The organism is Bordetella pseudohinzii (genome assembly GCF_000657795.2).
Taxonomy (GTDB): domain Bacteria; phylum Pseudomonadota; class Gammaproteobacteria; order Burkholderiales; family Burkholderiaceae_B; genus Bordetella; species Bordetella pseudohinzii.
Genome location: NZ_JHEP02000017.1, coordinates 61,967 through 83,373, shown reverse-complemented (window position 1 = coordinate 83,373; position 21,407 = coordinate 61,967). Strand labels below are relative to the sequence as shown.

Below are 21,407 nucleotides of genomic sequence, written 5' to 3'. Positions count from 1 at the left end.
AGCCGGCAGTCAGGGAGCCGGCAGTCAGGGAGCCGGCAGTCAGGGAGCCGGCAGTCAGGGAGCCGGCAGTGTGTTGCAAGTGTGCGGCGACCGGCGGGGCGGGGACAATCAGGCGGGGCGGCGTTCGCCGTAGGATGAGGACGGGAGACGGCGAGGGGTTTCCGCCGTCAGAGTTCCACCTGCATGCCCATTTCGACCACGCGATTGGGCGGAATCTTGAAGAACTTGGTGCTGCGGGTGGAGTTGCGCGCCAGGAAGGCGAAGACCGCGCGGCGCCAGCGCGACATGGCCGAGCGCTTGGCCGAGACCACGGTCTGCCGCGACAGATAGAAGGACGTGCGCATGGGCTCCAGGTCGATTTCCGGATAGGCCTCGGCCACTTCGCGCAGCGCATCGGGCACGTCCGGATCCTCCTTGAAGCCGTAATGGATGATGACCTGCCAGCTCGACGGGCTGACCTGCGCGACCTCGAAGCGTCCGCTATCCGGGATATAGGGCACGTCGGCCACCCTGATGGAGAGGAACACGACGTGGTCGTGCAGCACCTTGTTGTGCTTGAGATTGTGCAGCAGCGCCGGCGGCACGTTGCCGCTGTTCATGGTCATGAAGATGGCCGTGCCGGGCACGCGGGCCGGCGGATAGGCCTCCAGCTGCTCCATGAATTCCTTCAGGGGCTGGCGATCCCGGGCCTGGAGCTCGGCCAGCAGCTGGCGGCCGCGCCGCCAGGTCATCATCAGCGTGAAGACGATCACGCCCACCAGCAGCGGCATCCAGCCGCCTTCGTGGATCTTGAAGATATTGGCGCCGAACAGCAAGACGTCGATGAGCAGCAGGATCCCGAGCAAGACCATCCAGGCCAGCCGCCTGCCGCCCGTGCTGCCCCTGGGCAGCACGGCAAAGGCCAGCACCGATGTCGTCAACATGGTGCCGGTGACGGCGAAACCATAAGCCGCGGCCAGGTTCTCGGAATTGCGGAACACCAGCACCAGCAGCAGCACGGCGCACAGCAGCAGCGCATTGACCTGGGGCAGGTAAATCTGGCCCTTTTCGATGGCCGAGGTGTGCAGGATCTGCATGCGCGGCCAGAAGCCCAGCTGCACCGCCTGGCGGGTGACGGAAAACGCGCCCGAGATCACGGCCTGGGAGGCCACCACCGTGGCCACGGTGGCCAGGGCCACCAGGGCGACCAGGCCCCATTCGGGGGCCATCAAGAAGAAGGGATTGCGGATGGCCGAGGGGTCGCGCAGCAACAGGGCGCCCTGGCCCAGATAGCACAGGGTAAGCGAGGGCAGCACCATGCTGAACCAGGCGCGCCGGATGGCCGGGCGCCCGAAATGGCCCATATCCGCATACAGCGCCTCGGCGCCGGTCAGGGCCAGCACCACCGCGCCCAGCAGCAGAAAGCTCATCAGGGGGAACTCGATGATGAAGCGCAGCCCCCACATCGGATTGAGCGCGGCCAGGACTTCCGGCGTCTGCCAGATCTGCCAGCCGCCCAGGACGGCCAGCGTGCCGAACCAAAGCCCCATCACCGGGCCGAAGAGTTTGCCGACCGCGCCCGTGCCATGGGACTGGATGGCAAACAGCCCGACCAGCACCACGATGGCCGCCGGCACCACCCAGGCGTCCATGGTGTGCGACACCACGCCTATGCCCTCGATGGCCGAAAGCACGGAAATCGCCGGCGTGATCATGCTGTCGCCGTAAAAGAGCGCGGCGCCGAAGATGCCCAATATGATGAGGAACAAGCGCATCCTGGCGCTGCGCCCGCGCACCGCCAGCTCCAGCAGGGCCAGCGTGCCGCCCTCGCCCTGGTTGTCCGCCCGCAGCACGAGCGTCACGTACTTGAGCGACACCACCACCATGAGCAGCCAGAAGAGGATGGACAGCACGCCCAGGATATGGGAGGGCTCGAGGTCGGCGAAACCCGTCAGGCAGGCGCGCAGCGTATACAGCGGACTGGTGCCGATGTCCCCGTAGACCACCCCCAGGGCGCCCATCATCAGGGCCATGGGCCGGGAGGTGCCTGCGTCAGAGGTCTGGCTCATAAGGGCGCTCTTGGCGGGTAAGTTGGGCGCCCTTGCGGGGGCCCGGAAAGACAACGGTAAGCCGGGTTCCGCTGAACTCGGGACGGCTGCTCAGTTTCCACCAGGCGCCATGCGCATGCGCGATCTCGCGCACGATGGCCAGCCCCAGGCCGGAGCCGTCGGCGCTTGCCGACGGCGAACGGTAAAAGGCTTCGAAGACGCGCTCGCGCTCTTCCGGATTGATGCCCGGGCCATCATCCTCGACCGTGAGCGAAGGCGGATTTTCGCCGATGGTCAGCGTGACCCGGCCCGCTCCGTAGCGCAGGGCGTTGTCGATGAGATTGCCCAGCAGCTCGTCCAGCAGCAGGGGGTCGCCGTCTATCCAGACGGGATGGTCGGGCGCCAGCAGATCGATGTCGACCTGCGAGGCGCGCGTGCGCGGAATCCATTCGGCGCCGCTGGCGCGCACCCATTCGCAGAGATCCAGGCGCACGAAACGGTCTTGCGGCCGGGCATTGGGATCGGCCTTGGCCAGCACCAGCAATTGCTGCCCCAGGCGGATCATGCGGTCGCTCACGACCTTGATGCGCTCGGCGCGCGCCCGCACATCCTCCGGCAAGGGGCGGGCCAGCATCAGCTCGGACTCCAGCCGCAGCCCGCTCAGGGGCGTGCGCAGCTGGTGCGCCGCATGGCCGATGAAGCGCCGTTGCGCGGCCAGCGAAGCGTCCAGGCGCAGCAGCAGGTCGTTGATATGGGTCACGAGCGGCGCGATCTCGGCCGGCAGCCCCTGCACCGCCATGGGCTGCATGTCATCGATGGAGCGCAGGCGGATTTCTTCGGACAGATGGTTGACCGAACGCAGGCCGGAGCGCACGCCCTGGATGATCACGCCGGCAAACAGGGCGATCAGCAGGACCTGCCCCGCCACCATGAGCCAGAAGAAGTCTTCCAGCATCCAGACCGACATGTCGATCTTGTGCGTGATGACCCAGGTGGCGGCCAGGTCCAGCAGGACCAGCAGCAAGATGGGAGGCATGAGGCGCACCACCAGGTGGCGCGCCAGCGAACCGGCCGGCAGCTTCCAGGCTGGCTGTTGCGGCAACGGTTCAGTGGGGGAATCCGGCATATTGGAAGAAGCGGTTTACGCCCGCCCTGGCGGGCCGGCGTCCGGCGGGCTCAAGCCGCTTCGACATCCAGCATATAGCCAAAGCCGCGCACGGTCTGGATGCTGGCGCCGGTGCCTTCGAGGCGCTTGCGCAAGCGGTAGACATAGACTTCGACCGCGTTTTCGCTGAAATCGGCGTCCCAGGCGGACAGGGAATTGACGATCTGGCGCTTGGTCACGACGCGGCCGACGCGGGCCATGAGCATCTCCAGCACGGACAGCTCGCGCACCGACAGGGCGAGGCGTTGGCCGTTGGCCCGGACTTCGCGGCCCACGGTGTCAAACACGAGAGGACCGACTTCGATCAGGGGCTGGGCCTGGCCGGTGCGCCGGCGCCCCAGGGCGCGCACGCGGGCGGCCAACTCGGGCAGGTCGAAGGGCTTGGTGACGTAGTCGTCCGCCCCGGCGTCCAGGCCGGCGACGCGGTCGTCCAGCCCGTCGCGGGCGGTGAGGATGAGGACCGGGACCTGGTTGCCCTCCTGGCGCAGCTGGCGCAGCACCTCCAGGCCGCTTTGGCCGGGCAGGTTGAGGTCGAGCAGAAGCAGGTCGTAGGGCTGTCCCGCCAGCGCTCCCTGGACTTTGTCACCCTCGGTGAGCCAGTCCACGGCATAGCCCTGGTCGGACAGGAATTCCTGGAGCGCGTGGCCCAGGGTGGTGTCGTCTTCGATTACGAGTACTCGCATCCCGCGATTCTAGCGCGATCCTGGGCGGCGCGCCCAAGCGGAATTCGCGAGTGGCCCCGGAATGGACACCGGGGAGGATGCCCTCCCCGGCGGCTGCTCTCAGGGCGCGGGCTGGGCGGCCGGATCGGCCGGCGCCGGGGTGGTGATAAAGCCGATGCGGCTCATGCCGGAGCGGCGAGCCGAGGCCATGACCTTGGCCAGGGTTTCGTAGCGGGTGTTCTGGTCGGCGCGGATGCGGATCTCCGGCTGGGGTTTGTCACCGGCGACCGCCTGGAAACGGAACGGCAGGTCCTCCAGGGCGACGGGCTGCTCGTCCCAGAAGAGCGCGCCGCTGGCGTCGATGGCCAGGTCTATCGTCTTGGGATCCTCCTGGATCTGCTCGGCCGAGACCTGCGGCATATTGATCTTGATCGAATGCGCCAGCAGCGGCGCCGTGATGATGAAGATCACCAGCAGCACCAGCATCACGTCGATGAGCGGCACCATGTTGATCTCGGACACGGTGTGGCCGCCCGACCCTTTGTTGTCGAAGCTGCCGAAAGCCATTATTCGCTCCCCCGCGCATCGGCCTGCGCGCCCTGGCGCCGCAGGGCGCGGACCTTGCCATCCGACACGGCGACCTGCTGGCCGGTGGTCAGGAAGGCGAACAAGTCATGCGCGAAGGCATCCAGGCGCGACAGGAAGACGCGGTTGTTGCGCACGAAGGCGTTATAGGCCAGCACCGCCGGAATGGCCACGGCCAGGCCCAGGCCGGTCATGATCAGCGCTTCGCCCACGGGGCCGGCGATGCGGTTGATGGTCACGCCATCGGACAGGCCGATACCGACCAGGGCGTGATACACGCCCCACACCGTGCCGAACAGGCCGACGAAAGGCGCGGTCGAGCCTACCGAGGCCAGCACGGTCAGGCCGTTTTCGAGCTTGGCGGTCTCCTCGTCGATCACCTTGCGCATCGTGCGGGTCACGAACTCGCCGTTGCTGCCGGCCTCCTCGAGCTTGGTCGCGCCGAATTTGGCGTGGTGGCTCTGCGCGTGGATAGCATGGCTGGCCAGGTGCGAGAAGGGATCGCGCGCGCCGTGCGTGATGATCTCGTTCTCGACCTGCTGCAAGGAGCTGGCATTCCAGAAGTGGTTCAGGAAGTTGGCCGCGCGCTTGCGCATGCGCAGGTTGCTGAAGGCCTTGACCACGATGAGATACCAGGTCACCAGCGACATCAGGATCAGGATGATGAAGAGCGTCTTGCCGACAAAATCGCTCTGGGCCACGAAATGCAGAAAGCCCATGTCCGGCGCGGCGGCGGGAGCCGGCGCGCCGGCCGCGGCGTTCAGGGCCGTGGCGGCCTGCTGCAAGGCCTCCGGGGCGGCCGGCGGCACGGCGGACGGAGCGGCGCCTGTGGCGGGCGCGGCCGGGGCCGCTGCCTGGGCCACGACCATCATGGCGTTTTGGAGTGCGTTGAACATTTCAGTTCCCTTTTGCTGGTATCACTTAAGTCCGAAATCGAACGGAATCCTGGCCATGGCGGTCTGGGGAACCCCGTTGCGTGTCAGTGGTTTGAATCTCGCCTTGCGCACGGCCTCCAGGGCCGAATTGTCCAGCCGGCGGAATCCCGAGGAGGTATCGATGCTGGCCTTGTCGACATAGCCCTGCGGATTGATCGTGACCAGCACGATGACGCGGCCCTGCTCGCGGCGCCGGATGGACTCCGAGGGATACCTGGGCGCCGGCCGATCGCCGAGGTACTCGACGCTGGACATGAAGATCGGCTCATCCGGCGCCGGCCCCTGCTTGGGCGCCTGCGTGACCTGCTCGCCATCGGTGGCGCCGGCCGGCGGCGTCTGCGGCTTGGGCTCGGCCTGGACCTCGGTCTTGGGTTGCGGCTTGGGCTGCGGCTTAGGTTTGGGTTTGGGCTTGGGTTTGGGCGGCGGCGCCGGCTCGGGCGCCTTTTCCACGATGGGCTCGGGTTCCGGCTCGGGCTTGAGCTCGGGCTCCGGTTCGGGCGGCGGAGGCTCGACCGCCGGCTCGGGCGGCGGCGTCTCTTCGACGGGCGGTTCGGGGTTGGGCTCGGCCTTGGCGACCTGGGGGACGGGAGCCTCGATGACGCTCACCATGACAGGCTCCTGCTCGAGCAGGACGGGCGCCTCGGTGTGGTTCAGGAAGATGGCCCCGATCACCGCCGCGTGCGCGGCAAGCACGGCGATGCCGGCTCCCACACGCAACCCCATGGACGCCTGCGGGGTAGTAGTCCAACCGTATTGAAGGCTAGGCATGAATCAGCCAGAAACATTAACGAGTACGCCAGCGCGCAACCGGGAGGCTTATCCCCGGCCACTGGCTGGCGTTTCCAAGTCCCCCACGATATATCAAATGCGAATGATTCGCAAGTTTAATCCGCTTGGCATCGACGCCCCATCCCGGTATGGCCGGCGCCGGCTGACGGTTGCGCGCGCAAAGACCAGCCGAGGCAGGCATATCCGGAGAGGCAAAAAGCACAAAAGCCCTTGAACCTATGGTCCAAGGGCTTTGAGCCTGGCGCGCAGCTTTGGTGGGTGCTACAGGGGTCGAACCTGTGACCTACGCCTTGTAAGGGCGCCGCTCTACCAACTGAGCTAAGCACCCGTGCGCGGGGCTACTACTCAAAGTCTTGCGCGGCCCGAAGTATAGCGAACCGCGCCTGCGTCGGCAAATCGGCAACCCGCAATAGGCGCGAGGCTTCCGACTTGCCTGGCAGCCCGTCAGTTGACGGCGTCCTTCAGGGCCTTGCCCGGACGGAACTTCGGCACCTTGGCCTTTTTGATCTTGATGGTCTCGCCCGTGCGCGGATTGCGGCCGGTGCGGGCGGCGCGCGAGGACACGGCAAAGGTGCCGAAACCCACCAGCGTGACCGTGCCGCCCTTCTTGAGCGTGGTCTTGACGGCACCGATCAAAGCGTCAAGCGTGCGGCCGGCGGCAGCCTTGGAGATATCGGCTTTGCTGGCGATGTGATCGATGAGTTCGGTTTTGTTCATTCAGAATTACCCCTCACAAGGTATGAATTACGCGCCCCGCGCAGCGCGAAAGCGCCGATCTTGGGCTCGCGCCAGAACAGACGAGTGACGATTTAATATTTCTTGCGCTGCAAAAGCACAACCTTTTAACTGCTGCGTCGCAGTTCCGGAGCAGCTTTTTCAAGCTGCGGGAAATCTGCGACGCTGAGACGTATTAGGCCCCGGGCGACTGCGACTGTCAAGCATTAACCACGCGAGAAGCCGCGCCAATACTAGCTTTTAGCGCTTTGCGCAATAAACAAAAACGCTAAGCGCATGCCCTGCGCGCAACACCGCGCGCCCGCCCTCAGGCCATCGATCCCTTCAGCGCCTGATCAAAATCATGCAGCAGGTCGGCCTCGTCTTCGATGCCTACCGAGACGCGGATGAGGCTGTCGGCGATCCCCATTTGCGCCCGGCGTTCCGGACCCATCTCGTAATAAATAGTGTGCGCAGCCGGCAGGGCCAGGCTGCGCGTATCGCCCAGATGGGTCGCGTTGAGCACGATGTTCAGGCGATTCAGGAAGTCGAAGCAGTCGATGCCGTCGGCCAGCTCCACGCCGAGCAGGCCGCCGTAGCGCCCCTGCCGGAACAGGCTGCCCGCGCGCTCGTGCTGCGGATGCGAGGCCAGGCCCGGGTAATGGACCTTGGCCACGCCGGGATGCGACGCCAGCAGGCGCGCCAGCGCCAGCGCGTTGCTGCAATGCCGGTCCATGCGCAGCGCCAGCGTCTCGGCGCCGATGGCGATGCGGTGCGCCGGCTCGGCGGCCAGGGTGCCGCCCATGTCGCGCAGGCCCTTTTTCTTGATCTGGGTCAGCCCCCAGGTGGTGGGCGGCCCCTTGCGATAGGCCTCGAAGATATTGGCATAGCCCGACCAGTCGAACAGGCCCGTATCGGTGACTGACCCTCCCAGGGCATGGCCATGTCCGCCGATGTACTTGGACAGCGAATTCATCACCAGCGAAGCGCCCACCTCGCGCGGCTGGAACAGCCAGGGCGAGGTCAGCGTGTTGTCCACGACATAGACCAGGCCGTGCTCGCCGCAGATCCGGCCGATGGCCGCCAGGTCGGCGACCTGGGTGCCCGGGTTGGCGATGGTTTCGGTAAACACCATGCGGGTGTTGGGGCGCAGCGCGGCGCGCACCTGCTCGGCGTCGGTGGCATCGACCGAGGTCACCTCCACGCCCAGCTCGATCAGGGTGCCGAGCAGGCTGTTGGTATTGCCGAATATGAACTGGCTGGACACCAGGTGGTCTCCGCGGCGCAGCAGCGTCGTGAAGATCGCCGCCAGCGCGGCCATGCCGGTGGCGAAGCTCACCGTGCCCTTGCCGCCCTCCATCTTGCTGATCTTGGCTTCCAGCGCGTTGGTGGTCGGTGTGCCCTGGCGCGCATAGGTAAAGCCCGCCTTGCCCTGGAACACCGCCGCCAGTTCGCGGGAATCTTCGTAGGCGAACTCCGAAGAAGGGTGCATGGGCTTGTGCACCGCGCCGTGCTCGACGGCCTGCGTGCGGTCGGAATGGAGAATCGTGGTGGTGAAGCCGTTCTGGTGCATGGTGGTGCCCGGCGCCGGGTTGCCGGCAGAAAAGGTGGCGGAAAAGGTTAGGAAGCGCGCCGCTGGCGCACGGTCTCGTACAGGCAGACCGCGCTGGCGACGCTGACGTTCAGGCTCTCGACCGAGCCCAGCATGGGAATGTTGACCAGCTGGTCGCAGGTCTCGCGCGTGAGGCGGCGCATGCCCTCGCCTTCGGCACCCATGACCCAGGCCATGGGCTGGCGGGCGTCCACGGCGTGCATATCGTGGCTGGCCTGGTCATCCGTGCCCACCAGCCAGACTCCGCGCTCCTTGAGCTCGCGCATGGTGCGCGCCAGGTTGGTGACCATGATGTAGGGAACCGTGTCCGCGGCGCCACAGGCCACGCGCTGCACGGTGCTGTTCAGGCCCACGGCGCGGTCCCGCGGCGCGATGACGGCATGCACGCCCGCGGCATCGGCCGTGCGCAGGCATGCACCAAGATTGTGCGGATCGGTCACGCCGTCCAGGATGAGCAGAAAGGCCGGCCCCTCGATTTCGTCGAGGACCTCGTCCACGCCCACCGCCAGCGGGCGTTCGTCGGCCAGGGCCAGCACGCCCTGGTGGCGCGTGCCGCGCGCCATGCCGTCCAGCCGCTCGGCCGGCACGGGATGCACACGCCGGCCGGCGCGTTCGGCCTGCTCGATCAGCGTCTGCATGCGCTTGTCGCGGCGCGAGGCCTCGACATAGATGTCCTTGATGGACTCGGGCGCGTGGCGCAAACGCGCGACGACTGCGTGAAACCCCGCCAGGACCTGGGTCGACGCCATGGTGATGACTACCTTTGAAAACAGGACATCCCGCCGCGACGGCGGCGGGCCGGGACGGCGCCTGAAGGCTCGCCCCTGGAATCCCGCAATGTTACCGCGCCCGGCGCTTAATGGCGCCCGCGCACCGCCTTCTTGGCGGGCGCCCCTGCCCGCTTGGCCGGCGTGGCCGGCACTTTGTTGGCCTTCTTGGCCTCGGCGCGGCGCTGCTTGGCCGTCTGCCCCTTGAGCGCGGCCGGCTTGGGCGCGGCGGCCTTCTTGACGCGCCGGGGCTCATCCGGATTGCGCGCGCTCTGCTTGCGCAAGGCTTCGTAGCTCGTGCCCTTGACCAGCCGGAACTCGATGCGGCGCGCCTCCAGGTCCACGCGCGAGACCTGCACCTGCACCTTGTCGGTCAGGCGGTAGCGCATGCCCGTGCGCTCACCGCGCAATTCGTGCAGCGAATCATTGAACTGGAAGTACTCGCTGCCCAGCTCCGAGACATGCACCAGACCCTCGACGTGCAGGGTGTCCAGCGTCACGAAGATACCGAAGCTGGCCACGCCGGTGACGGTGCCGCTGAAATCCTCGCCGACCCGCTCCTTGACGAACCAGCACTTGAGCCAGGCCTCGACATCGCGCGAAGCCTCGTCGGCGCGCCGCTCGCTGGCCGACAGGATGAGGCCGAGCTTTTCCCAGATGGCATGCTCGTGCTCGCGCTGGCTGCGCCCGATGACCATGGGCTGGGACAGCAGCTCGGGCACATAGCGCTGCCCGGCGAGCAAGGCCTTGATGACGCGATGCGTGAGCAGGTCGGGATAGCGCCGGATGGGCGAGGTGAAGTGCGAATAGGCCGGATAGGCCAGGCCGAAGTGGCCCATATTGTCCGGGCTGTAGACCGCCTGCTGCATGGAGCGCAGGCTCATGGTCTGCAGCAGCGGGAAATCCGGGCGTGCGCGCACCGAATCGAGAAACTCGCCGTAGTCCTTGGCCGTGGGCGTGTCGCCGCCGCCCAGGGACAGCGCCATGGTGCGCAGGAAATCGCGCAAGGCCTGCAGGCGCTCGGGCGTAGGGCCTTCGTGGATGCGGTACAGACCGGGGTGCTTGCTGCGCTGCATGAAGTCGGCCGCGCAGGTGTTGGCGGCCAGCATGCACTCTTCGATGAGCTTATGGGCGTCGTTGCGCACCATGGGCACGATCTGTTCGATGCGGCCCAGCTCATTGCACACAATGCGCGTCTCGACGGTTTCGAAGTCGATCGCGCCGCGCTTTTTGCGCTGCTGCGCCAGCAGCTGATAGAGCTCGTAGAGGTGCTGCACGTCCGGCAGCAGCTTGCCCAGCGCGTGGGCGGCCGGACCGCCGGGCTGCTGCAGGGCTTCCCAGATGCTGGTGTAGGTGGTGCGCGCATGCGAATGCATGACGGCGTTGTAGAACTGATAGGCCGAGACCGTGCCGGCCTTGGCCCCCGTGGCGGGGATCACCATGTCGCAGACCAGCACCAGGCGGTCCACGTTGGGATTGAGCGAGCACAGCCCGTTGGACAGGGACTCGGGCAGCATGGGAATGACGCGGCGCGGGAAGTACACGCTGGTGCCGCGCTCGGCGGCGTCGTCATCCAGGGCGTCGCCCGGACGCACATAATGGCTGACGTCGGCGATGGCCACCAGCAGCCGCCAGCCGGGACGCTTGCGCTGGCCCGTGCCCAGGTCCACCGGCTGGCAATAAACGGCGTCATCGAAATCGCGCGCGTCTTCGCCATCGATGGTGATCAGCGGCACATCGCGCAGATCCACGCGCTCCTTCAGATCGCTCTTGCGCACGCTGTCGGGCAGGCGCGCGGCCTGCTTGCGCGCGGCCTCGGAGAACTCGACCGGGACATCGAACTTGCGCACCGCGATTTCGATTTCCATGCCGGGGTCGTCGATCTCGCCCAGCACCTCGAACACCTTGCCCAGCGGCTGGGTATGGCGGGTCGGCTGCTCGATGATTTCCACCGACACCACCTGCCCATGCTGCGCGCCATTGGTGTCGCCCGGCGGGATCAGGATGTCGTGCTTGATGCGCTGGTCTTCCGGCACCACGATGGACAGCCCATGCTCGTGCAGGAAACGCCCCACCAGCTTGTTGGTGCGGCGCTCGATCACCTCGACGATGGTGCCCTCGGGCTTGCCGCGGTACTCGCCCGACGGTTTGACCAGCACGCGGTCGCCGTGCAGCACCTTGAGCATCTCGCGCGGCGACAGGAAGATATCCGGGCCGCCGTCATCGCGCACCAGGAAACCGAAACCGTCGCGGTGGCCCTGCACGCGCCCGGCGACAAAGTCCAGCTTGGTGGCCAGCAGCAGCACGCCCTTGCGGTTGGGCAGCAATTGGCCGTCGCGCTCCATGGCGGCCAGGCGGCGCTCGAAACCGACCATGGTCGCTTCACGCTCGACGCCCATGCGTTGGGCCAGTTCGGCGGGCGACAGCGGCGCGCCGGCCGTGCGCAAGGCATTGAGGATCTGTTCGCGCGACGGGACGTCCGGATCGAAATCCGGCGGAGCATCGGGCAGGACCGGTGTAGATCTATTATTTTTGTTCGCGTCGTTGTTCGATCGTTTTGCCAAAGCTGAAAATCCCGTATATAATGCGCAGCTTCTGTGGTCAGCCCAGTGCGACACTGAAAGCCAAGCACAGGTTTTTGCGAAGTAGCTAGTCTACGTGAAATCCACCGCAAAAATATTGTCAGGCACAGTGCCCAGGTGGCGGAATTGGTAGACGCGCATGGTTCAGGTCCATGTGCCGCAAGGTGTGGAGGTTCGAGTCCTCTCCTGGGCACCACAGTTTCTTTCAGGCAGTTTGCCCGCAAACTGCCTGATAATAAGTAAAGAAACCCCGTACCGCGCAAGCGGACGGGGTTTTTGTTTTGGGCGGCGCCCGCCGCTTTTGCCGGCCGCATGATTCTGCCGGCCATTTTCCCCCTAGCCTTCCTGCTTTCTGGCGCGGCTGCCCTCGCGCCGCAAATGATGCGCCTCGTAGCGCGCGCGGCCCATGCCATCGATCTGCCCCTGCACCAGGCGCTCCAGCGGCGCGAGCAAGGCATCAAAGCGGTCGGTGGACTCCAGCGCGTTCAGGGCGGCGGCGACAGCCTCCAGCGTGGACAGGGCGCCAGGCAGGTCGGCATGCCGGACGCGATAGCGCCCTGGCCCCGGGGCCGGCAGGCCGAGCCTGGGCAGCGCGGCCAGCGCGGGGTGGCTCGCGACCATGGCGCGCGCCCGGCGCCAGGTCGCGTCCGGCACGACCAAGAGACGCCGCGCCGCCCCCGGCGCGCCAGGGGCGGCGGGCTGTGCATCCTGGCCCGGAAACAGCAAAAAGGCCTGCCATCCCGGCTGTGTCCAGAGCGCCTCGTCGAAGCGCTCGGCCACCACGCGCGCGGCGCGCGCCAGGCCCAGCCAGGCCAGGCGGGCGGTATTCAGGGCGTGTCCGGCCTCGCGCGGGTCCTGGAGAATCAGGACCCGCGTCTCCGACTCCAGCTTGGGGATGAGGGCGCACAGGCAATGCGAAAGCGGACGCTCGCAACGGACGCAATGCGGACGGGACATGGCAATGGGATGGAAAAATGGGCGGCGGCCAGGCCGTAAGCATACCCGCCCGCCCCATCCGCCCACATTTTTTGCGGATAACTTGCGCGGCCTGCGAAAAGTGTGCATAATTCGCGTCCTGCTGATGACACGGCAACGTGAAATCGACAGAGCCCAGGTGGCGGAATTGGTAGACGCGCATGGTTCAGGTCCATGTGCCGCAAGGTGTGGAGGTTCGAGTCCTCTCCTGGGCACCAATATCAACATCGTGATGATCCGCACGATGCGCCAAAAAACCCGAATCCACTTCGGGTTTTTTCTTTCCGGATCGCCGGTTCATGCCCGGCACGCAAAACAGCATGGTCGTCCGTTTGACTGTGAGCGGAACGATGCAGGCATCACAGCTCATGCCCAGGTGGCGGAATTGGTAGACGCGCATGGTTCAGGTCCATGTGCCGCAAGGTGTGGAGGTTCGAGTCCTCTCCTGGGCACCAATACAGATACCGCGATGTCTTCGCGGTGCGCCAAGAAAGTAAAAGACCCCGGATGCGCAAGCCTCCGGGGTCTTTGCTTTACGGGCGCATCAGGCGCGCGCCAGCTCCCGCGTCATGACGACATGCGGAATGCCGGCCTCGACAAACTCGTCGCCATCGGCCTGAAAGCCATGGGCCTCGTAGAAGGCCTTGGCGTGGGTCTGCGCATGCAGCACCAGCATGCGATGCCCGTCGCCGTGCCCCTGCTCGATCAGGGCGTCCAGGAGGCGGCCGCCCACGCCCGAGCCGCGCGCCGGCTTGCGCACCGCCATGCGCCCGATGTGGCCATCCGGCAACAGGCGGCCGGTGCCCACGGGCCGCCCCTGGGTGTCGTAGGCCACCGCATGCACCGACACCGCATCCTCGTCGTCAAGCTCGACCTCCGGCGGCACCTTCTGCTCCAGGACGAAGACCTCGTGGCGCACCTCGGTGGCGTGGTCGCGCAGACGGTCCCAGGTGCCGATGACGATGCGGACGGGAAAAGTGGACGGGGTGCTCATGGCGGCAATTCCAGCAAGTTGTCGTTCGGCGATTGTCTCAGGCCGCGGAGCCGGCTCCAAGCCCCCCTGGCCTTCAGTAGAATGGCGGCTTTTCCAAACCCGCCAAGCGCCATGTCCGCCGTCGTCAATGCCACGCTGCCGGTCTTTGCCCTGATCCTGACCGGCTGGCTCGCCGCCCGCGCCCGCGTGCTGGGGCCTGGCGCCACCGACGCCCTGAACCGCTATGTCGTCTACCTGTCGCTGCCGGCCCTGCTGTTTCGCGCCATGGCGCAGGCCAGGTTGGACGAATTGCTGCACTGGGGCTTTATCGCGGCCTTCTGGGGCGGAATCTGCATCACCTTCGCGGCGGCCATGCTGGCCGGCGGGCTGCGCGCCCGCCTCGCGGACCGCAGCATCGAAGGCCTGGCCGCCTCCTACGCCAACGCCGGCTATATGGGCATCCCGCTTTGCCTGGCCGTGCTGGGCCCGGCCAGCATGCCGCCGGCCATCATCACGACCCTGCTGACCGCCTGCGCCTTGTTTGCCTGCGCCATCGCCCTCATCGAGTACGACCAGCACCGCCAGCAGCACTGGAGCGCCACGCTCTATAAGGTGGGCCGCGCGCTGGCGCGCAACCCGCTGCTGATCGCGCCCCTGGCGGGCGCGCTGTGGGCGGCGCTGGGCCCCGCCCTGCCCCAGGGGCTGGACCGCTATGTCGAATTGCTGGGCGCCTCGGCCAGCCCCTGCGCCCTGGTCACCATCGGCCTGTTTCTTGCCCAGGCCCAACCGGCCTCGGGCGGCGCGGCCGTCGGCCGGCTGGTGGCCGGCAAGCTGCTGCTGCAGCCCGCCGCCACCGCGGCGCTGGCCTTCGGGGTGTTTTCCATGCCCCCGCTATGGGCCTGGTGCGCGGTGCTCATGAGCGCGCTGCCCATAGGCACCGGCCCTTTCATGCTGGCCCAGCTCTATGGCCGCTCGGCCACCACGACTTCGCGCGCCATCCTGCTGTCGACCGTGCTGTCGGTCATCACCATTTCGGCCCTGGTGGCCTGGATCCAGCAATTCCATCCGGCCTGACCCATGCTTGCACTCGTCCTGTTCATCCTCACCCTCACCCTGGTCATCTGGCAGCCGCGCGGCCTGAACGTCGGCTGGAGCGCCTGCATCGGCGCGGCGCTGGCCCTGGCCACCGGCGTGGTCCAGCTCTCGGATATCGGCGTCGTCTGGCATATCGTCTGGAATGCCACGGCCACCTTCATCGCCATCATCATCACCAGCCTCATCCTCGACGAAGCGGGCTTTTTCGAATGGGCGGCCCTGCATGTGGCGCGCTGGGGCCGGGGCAGCGGCCACCGCCTCTTCGTGCTCATCGTGCTGCTGGGCGCGGCGGTCACGGCCCTCTTCGCCAATGACGGCGCCGCCCTCATCCTCACGCCCATCGTGATGGAAATGCTGCTGGCCCTGGGTTTCGGCCCGGCCGCGACGCTGGCCTTCGTGATGGCGGCCGGCTTCATCGCCGACACGGGCAGCATCCCGCTGATCGTCTCCAATCTGGTCAACATCGTCTCGGCCGACTTCTTCGGACTGGGCTTCGGCCAGTACGCGGCCATCATGGTGCCCGTCAATGGGGTGGCCGTGGGCGCGTCGCTGTTCATGCTGTGGCTGTTCTTTCGCCGCGACATCCCGCCGCGCTATGACGTGGCCAGCCTGCCGGCGCCGCGCACCGCCATCCGCGACAGCCTGACCTTTCGCGCCGGCTGGATCGTGCTGGCCCTGCTGCTGGCGGGTTTTTTCCTGCTCGAACCGCTGGGCGTGCCGGTCAGCGCCATCGCCGCGCTGGGCGCGGCCGGCCTGCTGCTGATCGCCGGCCGCCGGCATATCGTGGGCACCCGCCGCATCATGCGCGAGGCCCCCTGGCATATCGTGGTGTTTTCGCTGGGCATGTATCTGGTCGTCTACGGCCTGCGCAATGCCGGCCTGACCCAGGCCCTGACCAGCCTGCTGGAACGCTGCGCCGAGGCCGGCGTCTGGGGCGCCGCCCTGGGCACCGGCATCGCCACGGCCGTGCTGTCGTCGGTCATGAACAACCTGCCCACCGTCCTGATCGGCGCGCTGTCCATCGCCGACGCCCAGGTCGCGCACGACAGCAGCCGCCTGGCGATGATCTATGCCAATGTGATCGGCAGCGACCTCGGCCCCAAGATCACCCCCATCGGCAGCCTGGCCACCCTGCTCTGGCTGCATGTGCTGGCGCGCAAAGGCCTGGTGATCTCCTGGGGGTATTACTTCCGGGTCGGGCTGGTGCTGACCGTGCCGGTGCTCCTGGCCACGCTGGCGGCCCTGGCCTGGCGGCTGGGCCCATGACCATATATCTTTTAGATATATAAAAACAATAAATTATTATTTTTTGAAATTTCACGCCCCGCCTACACTGGCGTGACGGGCGCACAAGCGCCCTTTTTCTGTTTCCCGCCGAACCCATGAGCACACCCGCCTCCACCCTGCCCCTTTCTCCGGCCGCCGCCCCCATCCGGATCAACCGCAAGCCGCTGCTGGTGGCCTTGCTGCTGGTCCTGGCAGGCGCCGCCTACTTGCTGCAAACCGTCAGCTGGCGCCAGAGCGCGCTCTGGATCGTGGGCGCGCTGCTGGGCGTCACCCTCTATCACGCCTCCTTCGGCTTCACCCAGGCCTGGCGCGTCTTCGTCTCCGACCGCCGGGGCGCCGGCCTGCGCGGGCAGATGGTCATGCTGGCGTTCGGTGTCATCCTGTTCTTCCCCTTCCTGGCCGCGGGCACCGTCTTTGGCCAGCCGGTCAACGGCCTGGTCTCGCCGCCGGGCGTCTCGGTCCTGCTGGGCGCCTTTCTGTTCGGCATCGGCATGCAGCTGGGCGGCGGCTGCGCCTCCGGCACGCTGTTCGCGGTGGGCGGCGGCAATACCCGCATGATCGTCACCCTGGTGTTCTTCATCATCGGCTCGGTCATCGCCACGGCCAACTTCCCCTGGTGGTCCAGCCTGCCGGCGCTGCCGCCGACGTCGCTGATCAAGACCTGGGGGCTGCCGGCCGCGCTCATCGCCAACCTGGCGGTCTTCGCCTTCATCGCCTGGCTGACCACGGTGCTCGAGAAACGCCGCCACGGCCAGCTGATCTCCTCGGCCGCGCGCACCAGCCGTCCGGCGACGCTGCTGCAGGGCCCCTGGCCGCTCATCTGGGGCGGCGTGGCCCTGGTGATCCTCAATTTCGCCACGCTGGCGCTGGCCGGCCGCCCCTGGGGCATCACCTCGGCCTTCGCGCTGTGGGGCGCCAAGATCCTCAACGCCTTCGGCGGCGACGTCGCAAGCTGGGCCTACTGGAGCAAGCAGCAGGCCGCGCTGGCCGCGCCGGTCACCCGCGACGTCACCTCCGTCATGGACATCGGCCTGATGCTGGGCGCGCTGGCCGCGGCCTCGGCGGCCGGCAAGTTCGCCCCCGTCTGGCAGGTGCCGGCCCGTTCGCTGGCCGGCGCCGTCATCGGCGGCCTGCTGCTGGGCTATGGTTCGCGCCTGGCTTTCGGCTGCAATATCGGCGCCTACTTCAGCGGCATCCTGTCGGGCAGCCTGCATGCCTGGCTCTGGCTGCCGGCCGCCTTCCTGGGCAGCGCCCTGGGCGTGCGTCTGCGGCCCCACTTCGGCCTGGCGGTCGAAAAGACCCCGGCGCCCTCGAGCTGCTGAACCTCAAGCCCCGCCGCGCCGCGGGGCTTTTTCATGGGGCCCCTGGAAAAAGGCCCGGCCCGAGGATTCTGTTAAGGTTGGCGGCAACCCCGTCCTTCGGAGTGGCATATGCATTGGATCGCCGGCCGCTATACGGCCTTCGCCCTCATCCTGATCGGCGCCGCCCTCAGCTTCGTGCTGGCCGGCCTGCGCGGCCCTGGCTGGCTCTGGGCCGCCCTGCCCCTGGCCGCGCTCAGCCTGCTGGGTGTCTACGACATGGTCCAGACACGGCATGCCATCCGGCGCAACTACCCGGTCATCGGCAATCTGCGCTTCCTGTTCGAGTTCATCCGGCCGGAGATACGCCAGTACTTTCTCGAAGACGACACCAATGCCGCGCCCTTCTCGCGCGCGCAACGCTCCATCGTCTATCAGCGCGCCAAGCAGGAGATCGACAAACGCCCCTTCGGCACCCAGGAAGACGTCTATGGCGACCGCTACGAGTGGATCAACCACTCGATGTCGCCCGCGCATATCGCCGACCCGGACTTCCGCGTGCAGGTCGGCGGGCCGGACTGCGCCCAACCGTATTCCATGTCGGCCTTCAATGTGTCGGCCATGAGCTTCGGCGCCCTGTCGGCCAATGCCGTGCTGGCGCTCAATGAAGGCGCGCGCATCGGCAATTTCGCCCACGATACCGGCGAGGGCGGCATCAGCCGCTACCACCGCCAGCCCGGCGGCGCGCTGATCTGGAACATCGGCTCGGGCTATTTCGGCTGCCGCGACGAACAAGGCCATTTCTCGGAAGAGGCCTTTGTGCGCAACGCCTGTACGCCGCAGGTCAAGATGATAGAGATCAAGCTCTCGCAAGGCGCCAAGCCCGGCCATGGCGGCATCCTGCCGGCCGGCAAGGTCACGCCCGAAATCGCCGAGGCGCGCGGCGTGCCGGCCTGGCAGGACTGCAACTCGCCCTCCAGCCACAGCGCCTTCGATACGCCGGTGGGCCTGCTGCAATTCGTGGCGCGCCTGCGCGAGCTGTCGGGCGGCAAGCCCGTGGGCTTCAAATTGTGCGTGGGCCACCCCTGGGAATGGTTCGCCATCGTCAAGGCCATGCTCAAGACCGGCATCACGCCCGACTTCATCGTCGTCGACGGCGCCGAGGGCGGCACGGGCGCGGCCCCCGTCGAGTTCGTGGACCACGTGGGCACGCCGCTGCGCGAGGCCTTGCGCCTGGTGCACAACACGCTGGTGGGCGCCAACCTGCGCGACCGCATCCGCATCGGGGCTTCCGGCAAGATCATCACGGCCTTCGACATGGCCCGCGCCATGGCCATGGGCGCGGATTGGTGCAATGCCGCGCGCGGCTTCATGTTCGCCATCGGCTGTATCCAGGCCCAGGCCTGCCACACCGGCAAATGCCCGACCGGCGTCACCACGCAAGACCCCTTGCGGCAACGCGCCCTGGTGGTGCCCGACAAGGCCCAGCGCGTGGCGCATTTTCACAAGAACACCCTGCACGCGCTGGCCGAACTGCTGGAAGCCGCCGGGCTCACCCATCCCAACCAGCTGCGCACCCACCACATCGCCCGGCGCATTTCCTCCAGCGAAGTGCGGCTGCTATCGGCGCTTTTCCCCGAGCTCGCGCCCGGCGAACTGCTGCGCGGCGAATTCCGCCACAACGTCTTCAAGGTGGGCTGGAGCATGGCCACGCCCGATTCCTTCCAGCCCGTCACCGACATCACGACCGCGCTGGCCGAGCTGCGCCACGCCCAGGCCGAGACCGCCTGAGGCGGCGCGCCTACAGCCAGCGCTCGAACAGGCGCGAAAAAAACTCCATGAAGCGGTCGCCCACCGGGCGATCGCGCCAGGCCGCGACATCGACCCGCACCGAAGCGGCCACATCGCGCTGGAACAGGGCCTCCATCTCCTGGGCAAAGGCCGGCCCCAGCACCACGGCATTGATCTCGTAGTTCAGGCCGAAGCTGCGCCAATCCATATTGCTGGACCCCACGGTGGACCATACCCCGTCGACGATGGCCGTCTTGGCGTGCAGCAAGGTATCGCGGCGCTCGTAGATCGTCACGCCCGCCTGCAGCAAGGTCTCGTAGTGGGAGCGTCCCGCATGCCAGACCAGGGAGCTGTCGCTGAAGCCCGGCAGGATCAGCGCCACGTCCACGCCGCGCCGCGCCGCTTGCGCCAGGGCCTGCACAAAGGCCGGGTCGGGCACGAAATAGGCCATGGTGATATGGATGGAGCGCCGCGCGCTCTCGAAGGCCGACATCAGCGTCAGGTAGACCGTATAGCCCTCGGCGCTGCGCGGGTCATTGGCCAGGATACGCACCACCATATCGCCCTGGCGCGGCGTCACGCGCAGAAAACGCCCGCCCCGCAGGACCGGCCCGCCCTGGGATTGCCATCCGGCCAGTAGCACCTGCTCGATCTGCGCCACGGCCGGCCCGCGTATCTCCATATGGGTATCCCGCCAGGGCGCCTGGGCCTGGCCGTCCCCGGGCGAACTGCCCGAGGCATACACGTCGCTGACGTTGATGCCGCCCACAAACCCCACCTCGCCGTCGGCCACCAGCAGCTTGCGATGATTGCGCTGGTTGGGCGACCAGCCCTTGCGCGAACGCGCCGGATTGACCGGATTGAATACCGCCACCTGCACCCCGGCGTCGCGCAGCCGCTTGAACAAGGCCTGGGGCGTTTGCAGCGTGCCCACGGCGTCCACCATGACGGCGACATCGACGCCGCGTCCGCGCGCCGCGATCAGCGCGTCCACGAAATCCTCGCCAGCCTGTCCGGCGTCGAAGATATAGGTTTCCATATGGACGTAGTGCCGCGCCTGGCCAATGGCGCGCAGCATGGCCCGGTAGGTCGCCTCGCCGTCGGCCAGCAGCCGGACCTGGTTGCCCGCCACCAGGGGCGCCCCCGAAATAGCGCTCTCCACGGCCAGATGCTGCCTCAGGAAATCCCGCTGCGCATCGCCCCCCGCGCGCGCGGCCAGGTCCTGGCCCTTGAGCTGGCTGCTGCGCGCCGACTGGGCCGACAGCCCCGCCTGCTCGCGGCGCTCCTGCAGCACCTGGGGACCGGGCACCGAGGCGCAGGCCCCCAGCAGCGCCAGCAGCAGCGGCAGGCAGCAGCGCGCGCTCAGCTTTGCCATTGTGTGCGCCGGGTCCGCCCCATGCCAGGATTGCGCGGCGTCCACCTGGCCGGGGCGCGGCCCATATGCTGCTGGCGCTGGATATGCCTGCCGCCCGCGTCATTGAGCAGCCCCAGGACGGCGGCCTCCTCGTCGGGGTGGATCTGCACGGCCAGCACCACGCCGTGGCTGACTTCCTCCTCTTCGGCTTCCACGGCCCGGCGGCGCGCGCGGCGCACGCCGCGCAACACCCAGACAGTGCCGATCACGGCCCCGAGATAAGCGCCCGCCGCCGCGCCGATCAGCATCAGCCCGGCGCCATCCTCATGCAGCAGCAAGAGCGCGAAGGCCCCCAGCATCGCGCCCAGTGTGGCCAGGGCCGCGGCGCTGGCAATGGCGCCGTACCATGCGGAAGGCGAATTGAGGTCCCGCCCGCGGCGGCGGCGCACCGGCTGGCTGCCCTCTTCCAGCAGCAGGCTCACGGCCTGCTCGCTGATGCCCTCGGCGACGAGGGCGTGCGCCGCACTGCGAGCCGATGCCATACTGTCAAAACGCGCGAGCACAATGCGAGTCATATGGCCTCCTGGCGGCATTACCTGACCCCCATTCTGTCGTGCTCGCCGGCCCCAGTCCTCTGGTTTGGCAACCAGCCGTAAAGCCTTATTTCCAGCGCCCGGGCAGCCCCGCGCCCAGCAAGACCGTGTTGCAGCATGCAACGCCTGCGCAACCCGGGACTTTTCGTAAAAGTCCATTGCAATCAGCGCTTTAATCTTGACAGTTCCCTGGCCGCTCCGCC

At 67.3% G+C, this 21,407-nt stretch carries 18 protein-coding genes and 4 tRNA genes; 7 read left to right on the top strand and 15 right to left on the bottom strand.

Annotation, left to right across the window (positions count from 1 at the left end):
- Positions 1–167: 167 nt before the first annotated feature.
- The 11 genes from L540_RS18790 to rnr all read right to left on the bottom strand — a co-directional run bounded on the left by L540_RS18790 (position 168) and on the right by rnr (position 11,820).
- The gene (locus L540_RS18790) at positions 168–2,048 is read right to left on the bottom strand and encodes a potassium transporter Kup (RefSeq protein ID WP_048026642.1); all 1,881 of its coding nucleotides are present in this window, start codon (positions 2,046–2,048) and stop codon (positions 168–170) included.
- Positions 2,032–3,153, bottom strand: a complete 1,122-nt coding sequence (locus L540_RS18785; RefSeq protein ID WP_109842429.1) for a sensor histidine kinase — start codon at positions 3,151–3,153, stop codon at positions 2,032–2,034. Before L540_RS18785 ends, L540_RS18790 begins: the two co-directional genes overlap by 17 nt.
- 50 nt (positions 3,154–3,203) lie before the next feature.
- Positions 3,204–3,875 carry a response regulator gene (locus L540_RS18780; RefSeq protein WP_029579629.1) on the bottom strand — a complete coding sequence of 224 codons (672 nt, stop codon included), beginning with the start codon at positions 3,873–3,875 and terminating at the stop codon, positions 3,204–3,206.
- 99 nt (positions 3,876–3,974) lie between these two features.
- Positions 3,975–4,421, bottom strand: a complete 447-nt coding sequence (locus L540_RS18775; protein WP_043207686.1) for an ExbD/TolR family protein — start codon at positions 4,419–4,421, stop codon at positions 3,975–3,977.
- Positions 4,421–5,335 carry a MotA/TolQ/ExbB proton channel family protein gene (locus tag L540_RS18770; RefSeq protein ID WP_043207684.1) on the bottom strand — a complete coding sequence of 305 codons (915 nt, stop codon included), beginning with the start codon at positions 5,333–5,335 and terminating at the stop codon, positions 4,421–4,423. The genes L540_RS18775 and L540_RS18770 overlap by 1 nt, the downstream gene beginning before the upstream one ends.
- A gap of 21 nt (positions 5,336–5,356) precedes the next feature.
- On the bottom strand, positions 5,357–6,142 hold the full coding sequence (locus L540_RS18765; protein WP_180961793.1) for an energy transducer TonB: 786 nt from the start codon (positions 6,140–6,142) through the stop codon (positions 5,357–5,359).
- 273 nt (positions 6,143–6,415) lie between these two features.
- Positions 6,416–6,491 (bottom strand) — tRNA-Val (locus L540_RS18760).
- 116 nt (positions 6,492–6,607) lie between these two features.
- Positions 6,608–6,880: an HU family DNA-binding protein gene (locus tag L540_RS18755; RefSeq protein ID WP_005012769.1), complete on the bottom strand. Its 273-nt coding sequence runs from the start codon at positions 6,878–6,880 to the stop codon at positions 6,608–6,610.
- Between the two features lie 325 nt (positions 6,881–7,205).
- Positions 7,206–8,450 (bottom strand): cystathionine gamma-synthase family protein, encoded by a 1,245-nt coding sequence (locus tag L540_RS18750; RefSeq protein ID WP_043207678.1) that lies wholly within the window; start codon positions 8,448–8,450, stop codon positions 7,206–7,208.
- A gap of 47 nt (positions 8,451–8,497) precedes the next feature.
- Positions 8,498–9,238: a 23S rRNA (guanosine(2251)-2'-O)-methyltransferase RlmB gene (gene rlmB / locus L540_RS18745; RefSeq protein WP_043207675.1), complete on the bottom strand. Its 741-nt coding sequence runs from the start codon at positions 9,236–9,238 to the stop codon at positions 8,498–8,500.
- 107 nt (positions 9,239–9,345) lie between these two features.
- Entirely contained in the window at positions 9,346–11,820 is a 2,475-nt protein-coding gene (gene rnr / locus L540_RS18740; protein ID WP_109842428.1) for a ribonuclease R, read from the bottom strand.
- 129 nt (positions 11,821–11,949) lie between these two features.
- Between rnr and L540_RS18735 the strand changes: the two genes are divergently transcribed.
- Positions 11,950–12,034: transfer RNA gene (locus L540_RS18735), tRNA-Leu, on the top strand.
- A gap of 140 nt (positions 12,035–12,174) precedes the next feature.
- Here the strand turns inward: L540_RS18735 and L540_RS18730 are convergent.
- Positions 12,175–12,795, bottom strand: a complete 621-nt coding sequence (locus L540_RS18730; RefSeq protein WP_043207673.1) for a tRNA-uridine aminocarboxypropyltransferase — start codon at positions 12,793–12,795, stop codon at positions 12,175–12,177.
- 151 nt (positions 12,796–12,946) lie between these two features.
- On the opposite strand from L540_RS18730, the gene L540_RS18725 reads away from it, so the two are divergent.
- Both L540_RS18725 and L540_RS18720 read left to right on the top strand, forming a co-directional pair.
- Positions 12,947–13,031 (top strand) — tRNA-Leu (locus L540_RS18725).
- Positions 13,032–13,183: 152 nt separating this feature from the next.
- Positions 13,184–13,268, top strand: a tRNA-Leu gene (locus L540_RS18720).
- Between the two features lie 89 nt (positions 13,269–13,357).
- On the opposite strand, the gene L540_RS18715 is transcribed toward L540_RS18720, so the two are convergent.
- Positions 13,358–13,807 (bottom strand): GNAT family N-acetyltransferase, encoded by a 450-nt coding sequence (locus tag L540_RS18715; RefSeq protein ID WP_043207672.1) that lies wholly within the window; start codon positions 13,805–13,807, stop codon positions 13,358–13,360.
- 111 nt (positions 13,808–13,918) lie between these two features.
- Between L540_RS18715 and L540_RS18710 the strand changes: the two genes are divergently transcribed.
- From L540_RS18710 to L540_RS18695, 4 genes are all read left to right on the top strand, one after another.
- A complete protein-coding gene (locus tag L540_RS18710; RefSeq protein WP_043207670.1) occupies positions 13,919–14,860 on the top strand; it encodes an AEC family transporter in 942 nt (313 codons plus the stop codon).
- A 3-nt stretch (positions 14,861–14,863) separates the two neighbouring features.
- The gene (locus tag L540_RS18705; protein WP_043207669.1) at positions 14,864–16,147 is read left to right on the top strand and encodes an arsenic transporter; all 1,284 of its coding nucleotides are present in this window, start codon (positions 14,864–14,866) and stop codon (positions 16,145–16,147) included.
- A gap of 116 nt (positions 16,148–16,263) precedes the next feature.
- Entirely contained in the window at positions 16,264–17,490 is a 1,227-nt protein-coding gene (locus L540_RS18700; protein ID WP_043207667.1) for a YeeE/YedE family protein, read from the top strand.
- Between the two features lie 108 nt (positions 17,491–17,598).
- The gene (locus L540_RS18695) at positions 17,599–19,257 is read left to right on the top strand and encodes an FMN-binding glutamate synthase family protein (protein WP_043207666.1); all 1,659 of its coding nucleotides are present in this window, start codon (positions 17,599–17,601) and stop codon (positions 19,255–19,257) included.
- Between the two features lie 10 nt (positions 19,258–19,267).
- Here the strand turns inward: L540_RS18695 and cls are convergent, their stop codons facing one another.
- Together cls and L540_RS22025 are read right to left on the bottom strand one after the other, a co-directional pair.
- Positions 19,268–20,632, bottom strand: a complete 1,365-nt coding sequence (gene cls / locus L540_RS18690; RefSeq protein WP_043207664.1) for a cardiolipin synthase — start codon at positions 20,630–20,632, stop codon at positions 19,268–19,270.
- Positions 20,620–21,186 carry a hypothetical protein gene (locus L540_RS22025; protein WP_231584893.1) on the bottom strand — a complete coding sequence of 189 codons (567 nt, stop codon included), beginning with the start codon at positions 21,184–21,186 and terminating at the stop codon, positions 20,620–20,622. Before L540_RS22025 ends, cls begins: the two co-directional genes overlap by 13 nt.
- Between the last annotated feature and the right edge of the window lie 221 nt (positions 21,187–21,407).